The 17032-nt window shown below is 68.6% G+C and carries 21 protein-coding genes; 16 read left to right on the forward strand and 5 right to left on the reverse strand.

The genetic code is table 11. The annotated features are described in order from the left end of the window. Positions 1 to 14: 14 nt before the first annotated feature. Positions 15 to 2129 (reverse strand): HelD family protein, encoded by a 2115-nt coding sequence (locus tag IE302_RS32575; protein ID WP_191258291.1) that lies wholly within the window; start codon positions 2127 to 2129, stop codon positions 15 to 17. Positions 2130 to 2233: 104 nt separating this feature from the next. On the opposite strand from IE302_RS32575, the gene rsmD reads away from it, so the two are divergent. From rsmD to IE302_RS32645, 14 genes are all read left to right on the forward strand, one after another. Then, entirely contained in the window at positions 2234 to 2806 is a 573-nt protein-coding gene (gene rsmD / locus IE302_RS32580) for a 16S rRNA (guanine(966)-N(2))-methyltransferase RsmD (RefSeq protein ID WP_268246786.1), read from the forward strand. A 52-nt stretch (positions 2807 to 2858) separates the two neighbouring features. Then, entirely contained in the window at positions 2859 to 3341 is a 483-nt protein-coding gene (coaD, locus tag IE302_RS32585) for a pantetheine-phosphate adenylyltransferase (protein WP_191258293.1), read from the forward strand. A gap of 99 nt (positions 3342 to 3440) precedes the next feature. Beyond that, positions 3441 to 4130 carry a ribonuclease domain-containing protein gene (locus IE302_RS32590; protein ID WP_191258294.1) on the forward strand — a complete coding sequence of 230 codons (690 nt, stop codon included), beginning with the start codon at positions 3441 to 3443 and terminating at the stop codon, positions 4128 to 4130. A gap of 66 nt (positions 4131 to 4196) precedes the next feature. Further along, positions 4197 to 4712, forward strand: a complete 516-nt coding sequence (locus tag IE302_RS32595; RefSeq protein WP_191258295.1) for a SigE family RNA polymerase sigma factor — start codon at positions 4197 to 4199, stop codon at positions 4710 to 4712. After that, on the forward strand, positions 4712 to 5488 hold the full coding sequence (locus IE302_RS32600) for a hypothetical protein (RefSeq protein WP_191258296.1): 777 nt from the start codon (positions 4712 to 4714) through the stop codon (positions 5486 to 5488). Before IE302_RS32595 ends, IE302_RS32600 begins: the two co-directional genes overlap by 1 nt. 119 nt (positions 5489 to 5607) lie before the next feature. Continuing rightward, positions 5608 to 6333 (forward strand): DivIVA domain-containing protein, encoded by a 726-nt coding sequence (locus IE302_RS32605; protein ID WP_191258297.1) that lies wholly within the window; start codon positions 5608 to 5610, stop codon positions 6331 to 6333. 114 nt (positions 6334 to 6447) lie between these two features. After that, positions 6448 to 7065, forward strand: coding sequence for a YceD family protein (locus IE302_RS32610; RefSeq protein ID WP_191258298.1), 618 nt, complete (start codon positions 6448 to 6450; stop codon positions 7063 to 7065). Positions 7066 to 7137: 72 nt separating this feature from the next. Further along, a complete protein-coding gene (rpmF, locus tag IE302_RS32615; protein ID WP_005160412.1) occupies positions 7138 to 7320 on the forward strand; it encodes a 50S ribosomal protein L32 in 183 nt (60 codons plus the stop codon). Positions 7321 to 7335: 15 nt separating this feature from the next. Then, on the forward strand, positions 7336 to 8082 hold the full coding sequence (rnc, locus tag IE302_RS32620) for a ribonuclease III (RefSeq protein ID WP_191258299.1): 747 nt from the start codon (positions 7336 to 7338) through the stop codon (positions 8080 to 8082). A gap of 111 nt (positions 8083 to 8193) precedes the next feature. After that, positions 8194 to 9510, forward strand: a complete 1317-nt coding sequence (locus IE302_RS32625) for a polysaccharide lyase 6 family protein (RefSeq protein WP_191258300.1) — start codon at positions 8194 to 8196, stop codon at positions 9508 to 9510. A 121-nt stretch (positions 9511 to 9631) separates the two neighbouring features. Next, a complete protein-coding gene (mutM, locus tag IE302_RS32630) occupies positions 9632 to 10492 on the forward strand; it encodes a bifunctional DNA-formamidopyrimidine glycosylase/DNA-(apurinic or apyrimidinic site) lyase (RefSeq protein WP_191258301.1) in 861 nt (286 codons plus the stop codon). A gap of 68 nt (positions 10493 to 10560) precedes the next feature. Next, a complete protein-coding gene (locus IE302_RS32635; RefSeq protein WP_191258302.1) occupies positions 10561 to 11001 on the forward strand; it encodes a helix-turn-helix domain-containing protein in 441 nt (146 codons plus the stop codon). After that, on the forward strand, positions 11002 to 11565 hold the full coding sequence (locus tag IE302_RS32640) for a hypothetical protein (RefSeq protein ID WP_191258303.1): 564 nt from the start codon (positions 11002 to 11004) through the stop codon (positions 11563 to 11565). It abuts the gene before it with no gap. Continuing rightward, positions 11562 to 12746 carry an MAB_1171c family putative transporter gene (locus IE302_RS32645; protein WP_191258304.1) on the forward strand — a complete coding sequence of 395 codons (1185 nt, stop codon included), beginning with the start codon at positions 11562 to 11564 and terminating at the stop codon, positions 12744 to 12746. Before IE302_RS32640 ends, IE302_RS32645 begins: the two co-directional genes overlap by 4 nt. A gap of 96 nt (positions 12747 to 12842) precedes the next feature. On the opposite strand, the gene IE302_RS32650 is transcribed toward IE302_RS32645, so the two are convergent. The 4 genes from IE302_RS32650 to IE302_RS32665 are packed head-to-tail and all read right to left on the reverse strand — an operon-like array spanning position 12843 to position 15171. After that, positions 12843 to 13190, reverse strand: coding sequence for a DoxX family protein (locus IE302_RS32650; RefSeq protein ID WP_191258305.1), 348 nt, complete (start codon positions 13188 to 13190; stop codon positions 12843 to 12845). Positions 13191 to 13217: 27 nt separating this feature from the next. Then, the gene (locus tag IE302_RS32655) at positions 13218 to 13907 is read right to left on the reverse strand and encodes an ABC transporter permease (RefSeq protein ID WP_191258306.1); all 690 of its coding nucleotides are present in this window, start codon (positions 13905 to 13907) and stop codon (positions 13218 to 13220) included. After that, a complete protein-coding gene (locus IE302_RS32660; protein WP_191258307.1) occupies positions 13904 to 14797 on the reverse strand; it encodes an ABC transporter ATP-binding protein in 894 nt (297 codons plus the stop codon). The genes IE302_RS32655 and IE302_RS32660 overlap by 4 nt, the downstream gene beginning before the upstream one ends. Further along, complete coding sequence (locus tag IE302_RS32665; RefSeq protein ID WP_005160428.1) at positions 14794 to 15171, reverse strand: GntR family transcriptional regulator; 378 nt, start codon at positions 15169 to 15171, stop codon at positions 14794 to 14796. The genes IE302_RS32660 and IE302_RS32665 overlap by 4 nt, the downstream gene beginning before the upstream one ends. A 162-nt stretch (positions 15172 to 15333) precedes the next feature. Here IE302_RS32665 and IE302_RS32670 point away from each other — a divergent pair, with 162 nt between their 5' ends. Together IE302_RS32670 and IE302_RS32675 are read left to right on the forward strand one after the other, a co-directional pair. Further along, positions 15334 to 15657, forward strand: coding sequence for a PadR family transcriptional regulator (locus tag IE302_RS32670; protein ID WP_005160429.1), 324 nt, complete (start codon positions 15334 to 15336; stop codon positions 15655 to 15657). Next, the gene (locus IE302_RS32675) at positions 15654 to 16904 is read left to right on the forward strand and encodes a DUF1700 domain-containing protein (RefSeq protein ID WP_191258308.1); all 1251 of its coding nucleotides are present in this window, start codon (positions 15654 to 15656) and stop codon (positions 16902 to 16904) included. The genes IE302_RS32670 and IE302_RS32675 overlap by 4 nt, the downstream gene beginning before the upstream one ends. Positions 16905 to 17032 lie beyond the last annotated feature (128 nt).

Below are 17032 nucleotides of genomic sequence, written 5' to 3' on the forward strand. Positions count from 1 at the left end.
CAGGCGGCCGGGCGTCAGGCGGCCGGGATCCAGTCCGGGTTGGAGGCCAGGACGGTCAGCTGCTGGGTCGCGCGGGTCAGCGCCACGTACAACACCCGCCGCCCGGTGCTCGACTCCGTGATGAGGTCGTTGGGCTCCACCAGGACGACGGCGTCGTACTCGAGGCCCTTGGAGTCGAGACTGCCGACGACCTTGAGCCGCTCGTCCGAAAGCTCCGCGAGCCAGCCCTCGACCTCGGGCACCCGGTCCATGGCGGTGATCACGCCGACGGTGCCCTCGACGACCCCCATCATTTCCTTCACCGCGGCCTGCGTCGCCGCTTCCAGCCCGGAGGCCTCGACCGGCCGGACCTCCGGCGTGATGCCGGTCTGCCGCACCGCGCGTGGGAGCTCGTCGGCCTCGGCGTGCCCGGCGACGACCTTCGCGGCCAGGTCGAAGATCTCCGCCGAGTTCCGGTAGTTGGTGCGCAGGGTGAACCGGCGCCGCGTCGTCTTGAGCCCGAAGGCCTGGTCCCGCGCCATCGCGGCCTCGGCCGGATCCGGCCAGGAACTCTGCACCGGGTCGCCGACCACGGTCCAGCTCGCGTACTTGCCGCGCCGCCCGACCATCCGCCACTGCATCGGCGAGAGGTCCTGCGACTCGTCGACGACCACGTGCGAGTACTCGTCGTAGTGCTCGGGCCGGGTCGGGGCGCCGCCGCGTTCGGGGTTGACCTCGATGCTCTGCCTGCCCTTGCGCCGCTTCGGCGGCGGGCCGATCAGGACGCGCAGCTCGTCGAGCAGCGCGACGTCCGCGATGGTCCAGCCGCGCGAGCGGTCGGCGAAGTCGGCGGCCAGCATGCTGATCTCGTTGCGGTTGAGCAGGCCCTTCGCCGCCGAGGCGAGCCGCTTCTCGGTGCCGAGCCACCGCAGGATCTGCGCCGGGTACAGGACCGGCCACCAGACCACCAGGAACCGGTGGAACTCGATCCGCTCGCCGAGTTCGGTGATCAGCTCGGCCTTGTCGATCTGACGGCCGTCGTCCTTCGCGTGCTGCTCGGCCTTCGCGGCGAGCGCGTCGAGCAGCAGTTCCGCGGCGCGGATCCGCGACCGGTTCGGCGGCCCGCCCGCGGTGTGGACCTTGCGGCGCACCTTGTCGAGTTCGCGCGCGTTCAGCCGCAGCACCTCGCCGCGGTAGACGATCTTCATGTCTTCGGGCGCGTCCTCCGGCGTGTCCCGCAGCGCGCGCAGCAGGATCTTGCGCATCCGCAGCGAGCCCTTGATCGCCGCCAGCGGGGCCGGGTCCTGCCGGGTCGCTTCGAGGCCGTCGAGGACCTCGCCGAGCGCGCGCAGTTCGACGTTCGTCTCGCCCATCGACGGCAGAACCCGCGAGATGTAGCTGGTGAACACCCCGGACGGGCCGATCACCAGCACGCCCGCGCCGCCGAGCTGGCGGCGGTGGCGGTAGAGCAGGTACGCCGCGCGGTGCAGCGCGACCGCGGTCTTGCCGGTGCCGGGACCGCCGGTGATCTCCGTGACACCGCGCCACGGCGCCCGGATGACCTCGTCCTGTTCCTTCTGGATGGTCGCGACGATGTCGCGCATCTTCTCGCCGCGCGACCGTCCGAGCGCGGCCATGAGCGCGCCTTCGCCGACAATCTGCATGTTCTCCGGTACCGCGTCGGCGATCAGCACGTCGTCGTCGACGTCGAGCACGTTCTGCCCGGAGCACCGGATGACCCGGCGCCGGACGACGTCCATCGGCTCCTCGGCCGTCGCCTGGTAGAACGCCGCGGCCGCGGGCGCGCGCCAGTCGGTGACGAGGTTGTCGAACTCGGCGTCGCGGATCCCGAGACGGCCCACGTAGATGTGCTCGTTGTCGAGATGGTCGAGCCTGCCGAACACCAGGCCCTCGTACTCCGCGTCGAGGGTCTGGAGGGTCTGATTGGCGTGGTACACCATCATGTCCCGTTCGAACAGCATCGACGCCTGCTCGAAGATCGCTTCCCGCCCGGCGCCATGGCCGATCTCATAGCCCTTGGTACGCATGGCCTCAGCCTGGGCTCGCAGTTCGGCGAGCCGGGTGTAGACGGTGTCCACATGGGCTTGCTCGATGGCGATCTCGGCCCGTCTGACCCGAGGTTCGGACACGCAACGCTCCTAAACGCTTCTATCGCCTCCGAGGGCGAAGGACGACTCTACGCGAGCTGGGCGGCGGCTTCATCAAGTCCCGGGCAACGTCACGGTCGGAGCCGTTGAGGCACGATGCAACGATGACCAGGATCGTGGCGGGGACCGCGGGCGGCAGGCGGTTGAAGGTCCCGCCGAAGGGCACGCGGCCGACGTCGGAACGCGTGCGGGAAGCGCTGTTCAACGCGCTGGAGGTCGCCGGCGAGCTGCAGGGGAGCCGGGTCCTGGACCTTTACGCGGGTTCAGGCGCGCTCGGGCTGGAGGCGTTGTCCCGCGGCGCGTCGGGCGCGCTGTTCGTCGAGTCGGACCGGCGCGCGGTCGAAGTGCTGAAGGGGAACGTCGCCGCGCTCGGTCTCGGCGGCACTGTCCGGGCAGGCGCCGTCGAGTCCGTCGTCGCGTTTCCGGCGCCGGAGACGTTCGACATCGTCCTCGCCGACCCTCCCTACGCCGTGGATTCCACCCGCCTGGGGGAGGTCATGGCCGCGCTCGCGGAGGGGCGCTGGGTCGCGGACGGGGCGCTGCTGGTGATCGAACGGGCCGCTCGGGACGGCGAGCCGGATTGGCCGCCGGGCTTCGAGCCGATGCGGACGAAGCGCTACGGCGACACCGCGCTCTACTGGGCCGAATATCAAGTGTGACGCCGCACGGATGAACGCGCAGGAGGCTGTCCGCCTTGGTAGCGTCCGCGCCATGCGGCGTGCGGTCTGTCCCGGGTCCTACGACCCGGCCACCAATGGACATCTCGACATCATCGAGCGGGCGGCGAAGCTGTTCGACGAGGTCGTCGTCGCGGTGGGGGTGAACAAGAGCAAGAAGGGCCTGTTCACCACCGAGGAGCGGCTGGACATCCTGCGCGAGATCACCGCGAAGCTGCCGAACGTGCGCGTCGACTCCTGGCAGGGACTCCTGGTCGACTACTGCCGCGAGAACGACATCATCGCGGTCGCGAAGGGCCTGCGGTCGGTCAGCGACTTCGACTACGAGCTCCAGATGGCCCAGATGAATCGCGAGCTGACCGGGCTCGAAACACTGCTGATGGCGAACAACCCGGCCTACGGTTTCGTGTCGAGTTCGCTGGTCAAGGAGATCTCCGCGCTCGGTGGCGACATCGAGCACCTCGTGCCGCCGATAGTGTTCAAACGCCTCTCGGAGAAGTACTCCGACCGAGGTTGACCCGAACGGCCGAAGCCGTTGGTCGGTCAACGGTGGGCGGCGGTGGAGAGTTCATCTCGACGCCTTCTGGCGAACACACGATCGGGTTACGGTCCGAAAATGACCAACAAACGATCGCGGGCCGCCGCCGCGCTGCTCGTTCTGCTTGTCACGTTCTTCGGCGGGGTCGGCGCGGCGCAGGCCGCCACCCCCGTCTCCATCCAGCAGAACCCGTGCGGGGATCTCACCGGGTTCAAGCACACGTCGCTCTCGTCGCTGCCCGCCGAGGCGACGACGACGTACAACCTCATCCAGAAGGGTGGGCCGTACCCGTACCCGGACAACGACGGGACGGTCTTCTCGAACCGGGAGAACATCCTCCCGAAGTGCGCGTCCGGTTACTACCACGAGTACACCGTCCCGACCCCTGGCTCGTCGAACCGCGGCACGCGCCGCATCGTCACCGGGACCGGCGGGGAGTACTTCTACACCGGCGACCACTACAAGACCTTCTCCGTGATCGACGTCAAGGGCACCCCGGCGCCGTCCTGCGGTGACACCTCGAAGCTGGCGAAGATCGGCTACTCCACGCTTTCCTCCGCGGCGAAGTCCGTGGTGGACAAGGCTCGCGGTGGCGCGACCGGCACGGTCTACGAGAACCGCGAAGGTGTGCTGCCGTCGTGCGCGGCCGGCTACTACCAGCTGTTCCCGGTGGGAACGAGCGATCGCGTGATCTCCGGCAAGGGCGGCGAGATCGTCTACACCCCGGACCGCTACGCGACCTTCAAGCTGGTGAATCTCGGCGCCTGATCGCCCGTGCAACATTTCGTGCCTCCCCGTCCGTGAGATACACCGGAACACGGATGAGGAGGCACGATGCGGTCTGGGGACGACGCGAGCTTCAGGGAGTTCGCCAGGGACAAGGCGCTGCCGCTGCGGCGGACGGCGTATCTGCTCTGCGGCGACTGGCATCTCGCGGAGGATCTGGTCCAATCCGCGCTGATCAAGCTCTACCGGGTCTGGCCGAAGGTCCGCCGGAAAGGGCCCGTCGACAACTACACGAGGCAGATCCTGATGCGCTGCTGGCTCGACGAGCGGCGACGACCATGGCGGAGCAGAGAGAACCGCGACGGCGTCGTCCCCGAAGAGCCCATGGCCCCGGCTGACGCCGGCATCTCGGATTCGCTGCTTCGCGCCCTCGCCGAAGTTCCACCGAAACAGCGCGCCGCCGTCGTGCTGCGCTATTGCGCCGATCTCCCGGTCGCGGAGGTCGCCGTCGCGCTGCGCTGTTCGGAAGGGACGGTCAGGAGCCAGGCCGCGCGAGGACTCGACGTCCTCCGCGCGGCCCTGCAGAGGCAGCACGACGAGGCTGTCTCCGGGAGGAGCGTGTGATGGACGAACTCGAAAACAGGCTGCGCGGGATCAAACTGGCCGAGCCCCCGCTCGGCTTCGACCCGGACGAGGTCGCCGGGACAGCGGCGAAGAAGGTGCGGAACCGGCGGGGGATCCTCGCCACGGGAGCCGCGACGCTGGCGGTGATCGCGGCGGCGGTGGTCTTCGTGGCGCCGGGGAAGGATCCCGGCCCCGCGGAAGTGGCGCCCGCAGCCGCGCCGTTGACCAGGGACGAGCAGAAAGCGCGTGATCTCCGGCATCTGAAGGAAGTGATCCCGGGCATTCTGGTCGGCGCCAAGGAGATCAACGTCCATGACTTCGTGCAGGTGAACGACTGGGACCTGATGACCTCGGAGGTCAAGTACACCGACGCGGCCGGGGTGAAACGGCAGCTCAACCTCACCATCAGCGGCCCGGTGACCACCAAGGAGGGCTATCGCCGCGAAGGCTACTGCGACCTGGGGCGCAGGGGCGATGCCATCGGGCCCGACCGGAAGCCGACACGGTGTGAAGAGCTGGTCACCCCGGCCGGGATACCGGTGGTCATCTCCGAGACCACGCCTAAGAACGTGGATCGGCTGGAAGAACCGGTCGTGGTCGGCCAAGGCATTTCCACCGGGAAGGTGGTCGGCCGCAACGCGATCGCCTGGCCGTCGGGGGGCGGCTCGGTCAACGTGATCGACTTCGGTCCGTCGGATTCGCCGGAAGGCGAACCGTTGCTCACCGACGAGCAATTGATCCAGCTCGTCACCGACCCGGTCTTCTCCTTCCGGTGATCATGGCGCGCGGTACCGGGCGGGACACGCCCGGTACCGCGCGCTTTCACCCCTTACGGCGGCGATGAGGGCAAACTGAACTCAGGGAATGTGGGGATCGCTGTAGGTAGGGAGTGGCCGTGTACCGGGTTTTCGAGGCGCTCGACGAGCTCGTCACCATCGTGGAGGAAGCCCGCGGCGTGCCGATGACCTCCAGTTGCGTCGTACCGCGCGGGGACACCCTCGAGCTGCTCGACGACATCCGCGACGCCCTCCCGGGTGAAGTGGACGACGCGCAGGACGTCCTCGACAAACGTGATCAGCTGATCCAGACCGCCCGCACCGAAGCGGCGGAGACGGTCACCACGGCGAACACCGAGGCCGACCGCACGGTCGCCGACGCGCAGGCCGAGGCGGAGCGCATCCTCGCCGACGCCCGCGCCCGCGCCGAGCAGATGATGAGCGACGCGCACGGTGAGGCCGAGCGCATGGTCGCCGCCGGGCAGGCCGAGTTCCAGAACCTCACCGACCGCTCGCGGGCGGAGTCGGAGCGGATGATCCAGGCCGGTCGCGACGCCTACGAGCGCGCCATCGAGGACGGCCGCGCCGAACAGGCCCGGCTCGTCGCACAGACCGAGGTCGTCCAGGCCGCGCACGGTGAGGCGGCGCGCATCGTCGACGAAGCGCACGTCGAGGCCGACAAACAGCGCGGTGACTGCGACGCCTACGTCGACGGCAAGCTCGCCGAGTTCTCCGAACTGCTGGCGACCACGCTGCGGACGGTCGACTCCGGGCGCAACCACCTGCGCTCGCCGATCAACCTGCCGGGGAACAGCCGGACCTCGCTGTACGACTACCAGGCTTGATTCTTCTCGCGCGCTGACGAGAACTCGCCGAAGGGGCGCCGGTCCGTACGTCACTCACGTCGTGCGGGGGCGTGCCCGAAAGTGAGTGGCGGGGACTGCGTACCCTGGTCATCGATGTCTGAGAACAAGTCGCCGCAGGCCAGGCCTGCGCAACTGGACGACCGGAGCCCGTGGGTGCTCGACACCCGCGAACTCGGCCGTCACGCCGGCCTGAGCAAGGCCGTCCACCGCACCGTGCCCGTCGAGACCGCGCTCGGGGTGCCCGACGTCATCACCATCGACGCCGGCTCCAACCTCGAACTCGACCTGACGCTCGAGTCCGTCGTCGAGGGTGTGTACGTCAGCGGTACGGCGTCCGCCGTCGCGACGGGGCACTGCTCGCGGTGCCTCGACCCGATCACCGAGGACGTCGAGGTCGACCTGACCGAGCTGTTCGCGTACCCGGGCTCCGCGACCGAGGAGACCACCGACGAGGACGAGATCCCCCGTCTGGTGGACGACCGGATCGACCTCGAACCGACGGTCCGCGACGCGGTGGTGCTGGCGCTCCCGCTGGCCCCGCTGTGCACCGAGGACTGCCAGGGTCTGTGCATCGAATGCGGTGTCAAGTGGGCCGATCTCCCGCCCGGACACGGGCATGAGAAGATAGACCCTCGGTGGGCCGCGCTGGTCGATCGTTTCGGCGACGAAACGGGCGATGACCAGGCTGACGGCCCCGGAAAGCAAGCCTGACGAGCACCAGCTCGATCCGGAGAAGCAAGTTCGCTCGCGACCGCGGGCAGACCGTCTGAAGGAGATCTACTCGTGGCCGTCCCGAAGCGGAAGATGTCGCGATCCAACACCCGCGCGCGCCGCAGCCAGTGGAAGGCGGCTCCGGTTCAGCTGGTGCCCTGCTCCAACCGCGCCTGCAAGCAGCCGAAGCTCCAGCACATCGCGTGCCCGGCCTGCGGCCAGCACAACGGTCGCCAGGTCGTCGAGCCCGCCTGATCGGCAGCCGACGACATGGGGGGCAAATCGGCCGGTGGACCGCCCGCCGACCCCGCACCACTGCTCGAAGCGCTCGGGATCACCATCGAACCCGGGCTGCTGACGCTGTCGCTGACCCACCGTTCTTATGCCTATGAGAACGGTGGGTTGCCGCCGAACGAGCGTTTGGAGTTCCTCGGGGACGCGGTGCTGGGTCTGGTCGTCACCGACCATCTGTACAACACCCATCCCGACCTGGCCGAAGGTCAGCTCGCGAAGCTCCGCGCCAGCGTGGTCAACATGCACGCGCTGGCGAGGGTCGCGCGCGGCCTCGGCGAAGGTGGGCTGGGCAAGCACCTCCTGCTGGGCAAGGGCGAAGAGCTCACCGGCGGCCGGGACAAGGCGAGCATCCTCGCCGACGGGCTCGAAGCCGTCATCGGCGCCGCGTACCAGCAGCACGGCATCGACATCGCGCGCAAGCTCGTGCACCACCTGTTCGACGACCTGCTCGCCGAAGCGCCGCTGCGCGGTGCCGGTCTGGACTGGAAGACCAGTCTGCAGGAGCTGACGGCGTCGGCAGGGCTCGGCGTACCCGAGTACAAGGTCGAGGACACCGGTCCCGACCACCGCAAGGAGTTCAGCGCCACCGTCCTCGTCGGCGGGCGTGAACTCGGCTACGGCTCGGGGACGACCAAGAAGGAAGCGGAGCAGAAGGCCGCCGAGACGGCCTGGCGCCAGCTTTCGGCCGAACTCGACATCGAGCAGCCGCCGAAGACGACCTGAGTCCTCTTCACCGGGACGGTTCGTTGACGCCTCAGTCGGTGAATCAGTAACCTCGACGGAGTCCGCCGCCACTGACGCGACCTTCGGGTCGCCTTGTCGAGAGGTCGGCGGATGCGTCATTTCTGCCTTGTCACGGCAACGGCTTTGGCCTTGGTCGCCGGTCCGGCCACGGCTTCGGCCGCCTCAATTGTCCGCGTGACGTCGCTCAGCGCGTTGCAGGCCGCGATCGACAAGGCGAATCCCGGCGACGAGATCCGGCTGGCCGACGGAAGCTATTCCGCGAGCGCGCCGATCACGATCACCGCGGAACACGTCGGCAAGGCCGAGATCAAGGGATCCGCGGGCTTCTCGTTCTCCTCGAACGCGTCGAACGTCGTCCTGCGTGGCTTCAAGCTCCGGCACGGTGGTTCGCTGAGTGTCCCCGCGGGCAGTACGCACAACCGGCTGACGCGGCTCGACGTCCAGCTCACCAGCGGCGGCAACTGGGTCACGCTCAACGGGGACGACACCGAGTTCGACCACAACGTGCTGCAGAACCGTACCAGCCAGGGCGTCTTCCTCCAGGTGCTCGGGCCGTCGGACGACATGGCGAAGCGGATGCGCGTGCACCACAACCACTTCTCCAACCACCAATTCACCGGGTCCAACGGCGGCGAGTCGATCCGGTTCGGGCTGAGCAACCATCAGAAGTACAAGGCGGGCGGCGTCGTCGAGTACAACCTGTTCGAGAAGGCCGACGGGGACTCCGAAGCGATCTCCGTGAAGTCTTCGGACAACGTCGTCCGGTACAACACCATCCGCGACAGCCGCGGGTTCATCGTGCTGCGCCACGGGGATCGCAGCGTGGTGGAGGGGAACATCCTGCTGGGGAAGTCCGGGATCCGGTTCCATGGCAACGATCACAAGATCGTCGGCAACTACGTGCGTTCGACGGCGAACCGCGGGATCGTCTTCGGCTCGGGCAACGAGGCCGACAGCGGACCGGACAGCAAGCTCCACGACCGGCCCGATCGCGTCGTGGTCGCGTACAACACCGTCGTCGGCACCACCGACGGCATCCATGGCGACGGTGGTGATTTCAAGCCCAAGGACTGCGTGCTGGCGAACAACATCCTGCAGGGGACGGGAACGCTCGTGAGCATGCCGGGCGGTTCGGACGTGAAGTACGAGGGGAACATCGCCTGGGGCGGGCCCGCCGGGATGCCTTCGAGCGGGTACCAGGCCGTCGATCCCCGGCTGGCGCAGGATTTCCGGCTGTCCGCGGGAAGCCCGGCGATCGACGCCGGTGTCGGCTCCTATCCGTTCGCGGGGACCGACATCGATCTGCAGGCGCGGTCCGGGAAGTTCGACGTCGGGGCCGACGAGCTGCTGCCCGGTGGCGACCGGAAGGCGTTGACGAAGGCGGACGTCGGGCCGCTCGCCCCCTGACCCCGGCGGGCTGAAAGCGTCCTTCACCGCATCCGACGCGGTGAAGGACGCTTTCGTCACATGGCATGCGGGGAAAGTCCCCTTCAGCCCGCGTCCGAGGCCCAGTGGGAGAATCGGCGGCATGCCCGAACTCCCCGAGGTCGAGGTGGTCCGTGCCGGGCTCGAGGCGCATGTCGCCGGCCGGACGATCACCGACGTCGAAGTCCTGCACGCCCGCGCGATCCGCCGCCACGAACTCGGCGCCGAGGACTTCACCGGACGGCTCTCCGGCACCAAGATCACCGCCGCCCGCCGACGAGGCAAGTACCTGTGGCTGGAGCTCTCCGACGGCCAGGCCATGCTCGCGCACCTCGGCATGAGCGGCCAGATGCTCGTCCAGCCCGACGACGCGCCCGACGAGAAGCACCTTCGCGTGCGGTTCCGCTTCGCCGACAACGGGCTGGAGCTGCGCTTCGTCGATCAGCGGACCTTCGGCGGTCTCGCGCTCGCGGAGCTGACCGAGGTCGACGGGACGGCGTTGCCGGGCACCATCGCGCATATCGCCCGCGACCCGATGGACCCGCGCTTCGATCTCGACCAGGCCGTCCGCGCGCTGCGGTCGAGGCGGACCGAGATCAAACGCGCCCTGCTCGACCAGACCCTCGTCTCCGGGATCGGCAACATCTACGCCGACGAAGCCCTCTGGCGCTCCAAGCTGCACTGGGCCCGCCCGACCGACAAGCTGACCGCGGCCCACGGCCGCGCGGTGCTCACCGCCGCCAGTGAGGTGATGGCCGCCGCGCTCGTCGCGGGCGGGACGTCGTTCGACGCGCTTTACGTCAACATCAACGGCCAGTCCGGATACTTCGACCGGTCGCTCGACGCCTACGGCCAGGAAGGACTGCCCTGCGGCCGGTGCGGAACGGCCATCCGACGGGACCCGTTCATGAACCGTTCGTCGTTCTCCTGCCCGCGTTGCCAGCCGAAGCCGCGGGTGAGGTGAAAACTGACGTGTATGAATGGGGGCCGGTAGTCAACTAGCATGAACGGGCACGACACGTAGGGAGTGGGATGGTGGCCGCGACCGAGCCCGGCAAGACGACGCTCGCCGACAAGATCGACAAGCTGTTCCGGATCGTGCTGAGACCCGATCGTGAGCCGTACAGTCACGAGGAGGTCGCCAAGGCCTGCCGCGAGGCCACCGGCGAGAGCTTCTCGACGACGTACCTGTGGCAGCTGCGCACGGGCCGCCGCGACAATCCCACGAAACGCCATCTCGAGGCGCTCGCCCAGTTCTTCGGTGTCTCACCGGCGTACTTCTTCGACGACGAGCAGAGCGCCAAGATCGCCGAGGAGCTCGCGCTGCTCGGCGCGCTCCGTGACGCGGGCGTCCGCGACGTCGCGCTGCGGGCCGTAACGCTTTCCCCCGACGGACTCGACACCATCAGCGACATGATCGACGCGATCGCCCGCAGGGAATCCGGACGGGGCGGCTCGAAGAGGGAGGCGTGAGTGGACCGCCGTCGTAAGGAGTTGTGGCGCCGCTGCCGGAGTCTCGCCGACGGTGTCGCCCTTCCCGAACCGTTCGACGCCGAGGCCTTCATCGCCGGACTGGCCGCCGAACGCGGCCGCCCGATCGAGTTGATGCAGGTCAGCGTTCCCTCCAGCGGCCCGTGCGGGCTCTTGATGAGCACCGAGCGCACGGACTACATCCTCTATCCGGCCAACACCACCGCCCTGCACCGGCGGCACATCCTCCTGCACGAAGTCGGCCACCTGCTGTGCGGCCACGTCGGCGCGGACGCGGGAGCCGACGGGATCGCGCTCGACGCCGCCGCCAGCAAGACCCTCATGCCGAACCTGTCGCCCGAACTCGTCCGCCGCGTCCTCGGCCGCACGGGGTACAGCGCCGTCGAGGAGCAGGAGGCCGAACTGCTCGCCAGCCTGCTGGCCCAGCGCGTCTCCCGGACGGCGGTGCGCGGCGCGGTGCGGCCCGACGAGAGCAAGAGCGACCTCGCCGGCGAGATGGCCAGGGTCGACGACCTCTTCGGCAGCCGGAAGCGGCGCCTGCCGTGACCGAGACCATCGCGTACTTCTGTTGCGTGGTGGCGTTCGCGGGCTTCGGGTACAAGCTGATCCAAGCCCGCCACACCCAGCCGTCGCGGCGGATGTGGCTCCTCAGCGGCTTCGGGATGTGCATCGCGGGCGGCATCATGCTGCTCACGCCTGCCGTGGAGAACGCCGTCGGCGTCGAAGAACCCGTGGGGAGTCTCCTGAACCTCGCCGCGGACGTGCTCAAGATCGGCGCGATGGCCTTCGCGGTCGCGTTCGCGCATTCGCTGAAACTGGGGGAGGGCAAACGGATCGGCTGGCACGCGACGCTGTCGTGGGTGGTCGTGGTCGCCGAGATCGCGCTCTTCTTCCTCTCGGACAGCTACCGCGTCGGCGAGCACACCGCCGCGGGACCGGGCAGGCTCGGCTGGTTCGTCGCGTACAACGTCCTCTTCCTCGCCTACGGCCTGATCAGCCTGCTGACCTTCTCGATCGTCTTCGCCCGCTTCGCGCGTCACGCCGATCCCGGACCGCTTCGCACCGGGCTGTGGCTGCTCGTCGGCGGCGGGGTTTCAGCGCTGGCCTGGACTTTCTGGGACGTCGACGACATCTACGTCCTTGCCACCACCGGCGCGGTCGACGCCGGTGAGGACACGCTCTCGGCGATCTTGGCGGCGCTGAGCGTCGGGCTCGCCGGGGCGGGCGCGACGCTCAGCGTGTGGGGGCCCGCGCTGGCCACCCCGTTCCGCCTGCTCGGCCTGTACCGGACGTACCGCCGGATCGAGCCGCTGTGGACCGCGCTGCGCGAAGCCGTCCCGGGAATCGCGCTGGACCCGGGTCCCGGTATGCCGGGCGGCGTCGAATTCGCCTTGTACCGCAGGGTCATCGAGATCCGGGACGGCCATCTCGCGCTGCGCCCGTACTTCGATCCGGAGGTCCCGCCGGTCGCGGAAGCCGAGGCCCGCGAGGCGAAGGTCCCCGAAGCCCGCGTCCCCGCGACGATCGAGGCCGCCGCCCTGGCCGCCGCGATCGTCGCCTGCGGGGCGGGCCGCCGGTACGCCCCCGACGACGTACCGGCGACCTACCTCGACGAGCCGGACATCGCCACCGAAGCGGCGTGGCTGGTGGAGGTCACGCGCGCCTGGCGACGGTCCACAGTGGTCGGTCGCATCCGGGACCGGGCCCGGGAAGCCGAACTCGCGTGAGTGAAGCCGGAACTCGCGTGATCAAAGGCGTGACACGCGAGTTCCGCCTCCAAGCACGCGAGTCCGGCGTTCAAGCGCGCGAGTTCCGCCGGACGACTAGACGATCCCGGTGACGGCGGCCGCCGCCGAGACCACCGCGAGCCAGACCGGCGGGGCGACGTCCTTGATCCCGTCGCCCGCCCGCAGGTGGGAGATCGCCGCCCCGATCAGCAACGCCATCAGGCCGATCGCCGCGGCGATTCCCAGCGGGAGCCAGAAGAAGCCGGCCACCAGGCCCGCCGCCCCGGCGATTTCGAGTGCGCCGATTCCCTGGATCGCCCGGACCGAGAAGCCGAGCCTCTCGGTCCGGGAGATCAACGACGGCTGACGCAGGACCTTCGCCACCCCCAGTACGGCGAAGATCGCGGCCAGCAGGACGGAAAGCACGACTGAGACCACGGCCATCACAGAACCCCCTGGTGTGAAAGGACTTCAGACCCGGACGCGGCGCATCGTGGCGAACCCGCCGGCACCCGCGACGCAGACCAGCAGCGCGAGCACCCCGGTCAGGCCGCCGACGGTCAGCGTGCTGAAGAACGTGCCGAGCTTCGACCACGAATCGGTCCAGCTGAGCACCAGCACCACGCCCAGCAGCACTAGGACCTGCGCGGCGCCGAACGCGACCACGCCCACCACCGAAGCGCGCCGGTAGATCAGGCCGTACCACATGCCGTAGAGGAACATCAGCACGAGGAACACGAACGACGTGAGCAGGGTCAGGTACCACGGGCCGTCGAGCAGCCACGGAACCCGGAAGTAGTTGAGCCCGAGCCCCCAGCCGCCGGTCCCCTTCTCGATCGCCTGGAGCACGGTGATCCCCACCGCGTACAGCGCGGAGAGCCCGGTGACCAGCAGGACCGTGCCGAGGTAGTACGACCGCCTCGACACCCCGAGTGCCAGCCCGAACGGAAGCGACTTCGTCATGCTCAGGGCGCCGCAGACGAGCATGAACACGAACAGCGTGAACAGGCCGCCGGAGTAGTTCTGCTCGGGCGTCTCGGGGATCACCGAGAAGATGACGACGTTGACCCCGAAGGCGAAGAGTGTGACGCCGACCGGGAGGACCAGGTACTGGAGCCGGTCCACCAGGTGATAGCGCGCGATGTTGACCAGGGTGTTCATGCGGACGCCTCCTCTGTGGTCGTCGCCTGCCCGTTGGAGGTGTGCACCATCAATTGCTGCAGCGACAACGGTTCCAGCTTCAGGTGCAGGGCCTTCGCCCGTGCCTTCGCCGCCGCGTCGAGCGAGTCGGCGACGGTGACCGAAGCCCGTGAACCGATCTTGCGGCGGTGCAGCACCCGGCGGCCGGCGACGAAGTCGTCCACCGCGAGGGCGGGCCCGCTGACCGTGGCGGCCGAGCCGCGCAGGTCGTCGGCGGGCGCGTCGAGGACGACGCGGCCCTTGTCGATCATCACGACGTGCTCCAGCAGATCGGCCACCTCGTCGATCAGGTGTGTGGAGAGCAGGACCGTGCGCGGGTGGCTCGAATAGTCGTCGAGCAGCCGGTCGTAGAACAGCTGCCGCGCGACGGCGTCGAGACCCGCGTACGGCTCGTCGAGCAGCGTGAGTTCCGCGCGGGCCGCCAGCCCGATCGTGATCGACAGTGCCGAGCGCATCCCTCGCGAGAGCTTCTTGATCGGGCGCTTCAGCGGCAGATCGAAGTCGCGCAGCAGCGTGTCGGCGAGTTCGGCGTCCCAGTTCGGGTAGAACCACGACGCCGCCGCGAGGGCGTGCCGGACCTTGAAGTCCGGGAACTGCTGGTCCTCGCGGACGAGCACCATGCGCCGCAGCACCCGCTCGTTCTCCACCGGGTTCTCCCCGAACACGCGGACCGAGCCCGTGCTGGCGAACTCCTGGGCGGTGACGATGCGCAGGAAAGTGCTCTTGCCCGCGCCGTTGCGGCCCAGCAGGCCGGTGATCTTGCCTTCTTCGATGTCGACCGAGACTTCGCCGAGCGCGAGGTGGTCGCCGTAGCGCCGGGTCAGGCCGGTGGTCGAGATGGTCGGCGTCATGCGGCGGGTCCTCCGTTCCGGTGTCCGTTCCCGCGGATGAGCGAGATCAGGGTTTCGTCGTCGATGCCGAGGCGCCTCGCTTCGATGAGCATCGGGTCCAGGTACTGCTCGGCGAACCGCTGCCGCCGGTCGGTGAGCAGCTTCTGCCGCGCGCCACCGGCGACGAACATGCCGATACCGCGCCGTTTTTCGAGCAGGCCGTCATCGGCGAGCACGTTGATCCCCTTGGCCGCCGTCGCCGGATTGATCCGGTAGAAGGCGGCGAGTTCGTTGGTTGACGGCACGCGTTCCCCCTCGGCCAGGCTTCCCTCGGCGATGTCGTCGGCGATCTGTTCGGCGATCTGCACGAACAGGGGCGTTCCTTCGTCGAGCACGACACCTCCGTCCCCAGTCTTCGAGCACTTCATTGGTGCTGTGGTTCATTACTGGACTAAGTAACCCATGAACTACCCGGTCGGCGCAAGTGGCTTCCGCCTTGCGCACTACTGTGCAATGCGTGGTACCTTCTGTTGCGTAAGACTGGGAGGGACGCGACTGTGGAGATCAGTCAGCTACTTAAAGGCGTGCTGGACCTCGCCGTTCTCGCGGTGCTTCGCGGAGAGGACGGCTACGGCTACGACGTGCTCCGAAGACTCCGGGTCGCGGGGTTGCAGGAAGTGGGCGACGCTTCGGTGTACGGGACGCTCCGGCGGCTGTACAAGGCAGGCCTGCTGACGTCCTACGTGGTGCCGAGTGAAGAGGGCCCGCACCGCAAGTACTACAGCCTCAACGAGCCGGGTCGTCAGCGCCTCGAAGAGTCGGGGCAGACCTGGCGGACTTTCGCCACCACAATGAACAGCCTGTTGGGAGAGGCAGCATGAGCACGCAGAATCCGACCGCCGTGCGGGTGTATCTGGCGAGGGTCAGGAGCGCGCTCGCCGACCTGCCCGAGAGCGAAGTCGAGGAGATCCTCGAAGACGTCCGGCCCCATCTCGCCGAGATGGAGGCGGAACTGGGGGACAACCCCAAGGTCGACGCCCTGATCGAGCGGCTGGGCAGTCCAGAGGGCTACGCCGCCGAACTGCGCGCGTCCGGTGGTTATCCGCCGCGTCCGGCCGAGGCGGGCGACAAGACCGGCATCCTGAAGGTGAAGACCGGGATCGGCGGAGCACGGTTCGCGTTCTGGGGCCTGGTGTTCTCCATGGGCGGCTTCGCGTTGTTCGGCTTCGCGGCCGCGGTGTGGGTCCGGGTGGAACCGTTGCTGGGCCTGCTTTTCATCGCCCCGGTGCTCGCGATCAGCGTCGCCTACGTGGTCCGCCGGGGTGTCGCCCCGATCGCGGAACTGCCCGAGGTGATCAAGCTCCGTGAGATCGTGACGTCGTTCCAGAGCAACCGGAACGGCAAGGGACTGACCTACTTCCGCACGCTCAAGCCGGCGTGGTGGGTGCTGTGCGCGGCGGTGCTGGTCATCTTCGGCTTGCTGCTCGTGCTTCGCGACACCGAGGCGGTTCTGTTGCTGCCGTTGATGTTGCTGGCGGCGGTCGCGGTGGTCTGGGCGGGGCCGAAGCTGAAGACCGACCGGCGGCTGCTGTGGCTGGCCGTGCCGATCTCGGCCTTCGTCATCGGCAGCATGCTCGGCGGGGCGGGCGCGGCCGTCGATCTGATCGCGAAGCGGTCCTACGGCGGTAGTTCCTACAACAGCGGCTACACGCCGAGTTACAGCGACAGCTACGGCAACCCGCAGCTGATGTACGGCAACCAGGACGTGGAGAACGTCTACGCGTTCGACGCCGAGGGCAAGCCGCTGACGGAGATCTATCTCTACGACGAGAACGGCCGTCCGCTCAGCACGACCCGCTACGCCTGCGAGAAGAGCACGGGTGAGAAGCGGAAGGTCGGCGACGACAACCGCTACCCGCGCCCGCGTCTCGATCGGGGCGTGGAGGACGGCCAGGGGAGCCGCAACGGCTACAACGGTTCTCGCGGTTACTGCGAGGAAAAGGCCGAGGTCCCGTTCAGCGCGGCGATCCCGAAGGGCGCCCCGGTGCCGCCTTCCTCGTCCGCCCCGGTGCCGCCCTCCGCGACGCCCCAGGCGCCGCCGTCGAACTCCACCCAGCCGACGCGCTAGGTGGCCCGGGTGGGGCGGACGTCGGGGGCCGCCTCACCCGATTCGGGGAGCCGCGAAAGTCACTTTCGAAGACATCGGGGATCGAGAGAGTGGCTTTCGCGGCATTTCCCCTTGTCACACCGGAATGT

Origin of the sequence: Amycolatopsis oliviviridis, assembly GCF_014654365.1 — a bacterium.
Taxonomy (GTDB): domain Bacteria; phylum Actinomycetota; class Actinomycetes; order Mycobacteriales; family Pseudonocardiaceae; genus Amycolatopsis; species Amycolatopsis oliviviridis.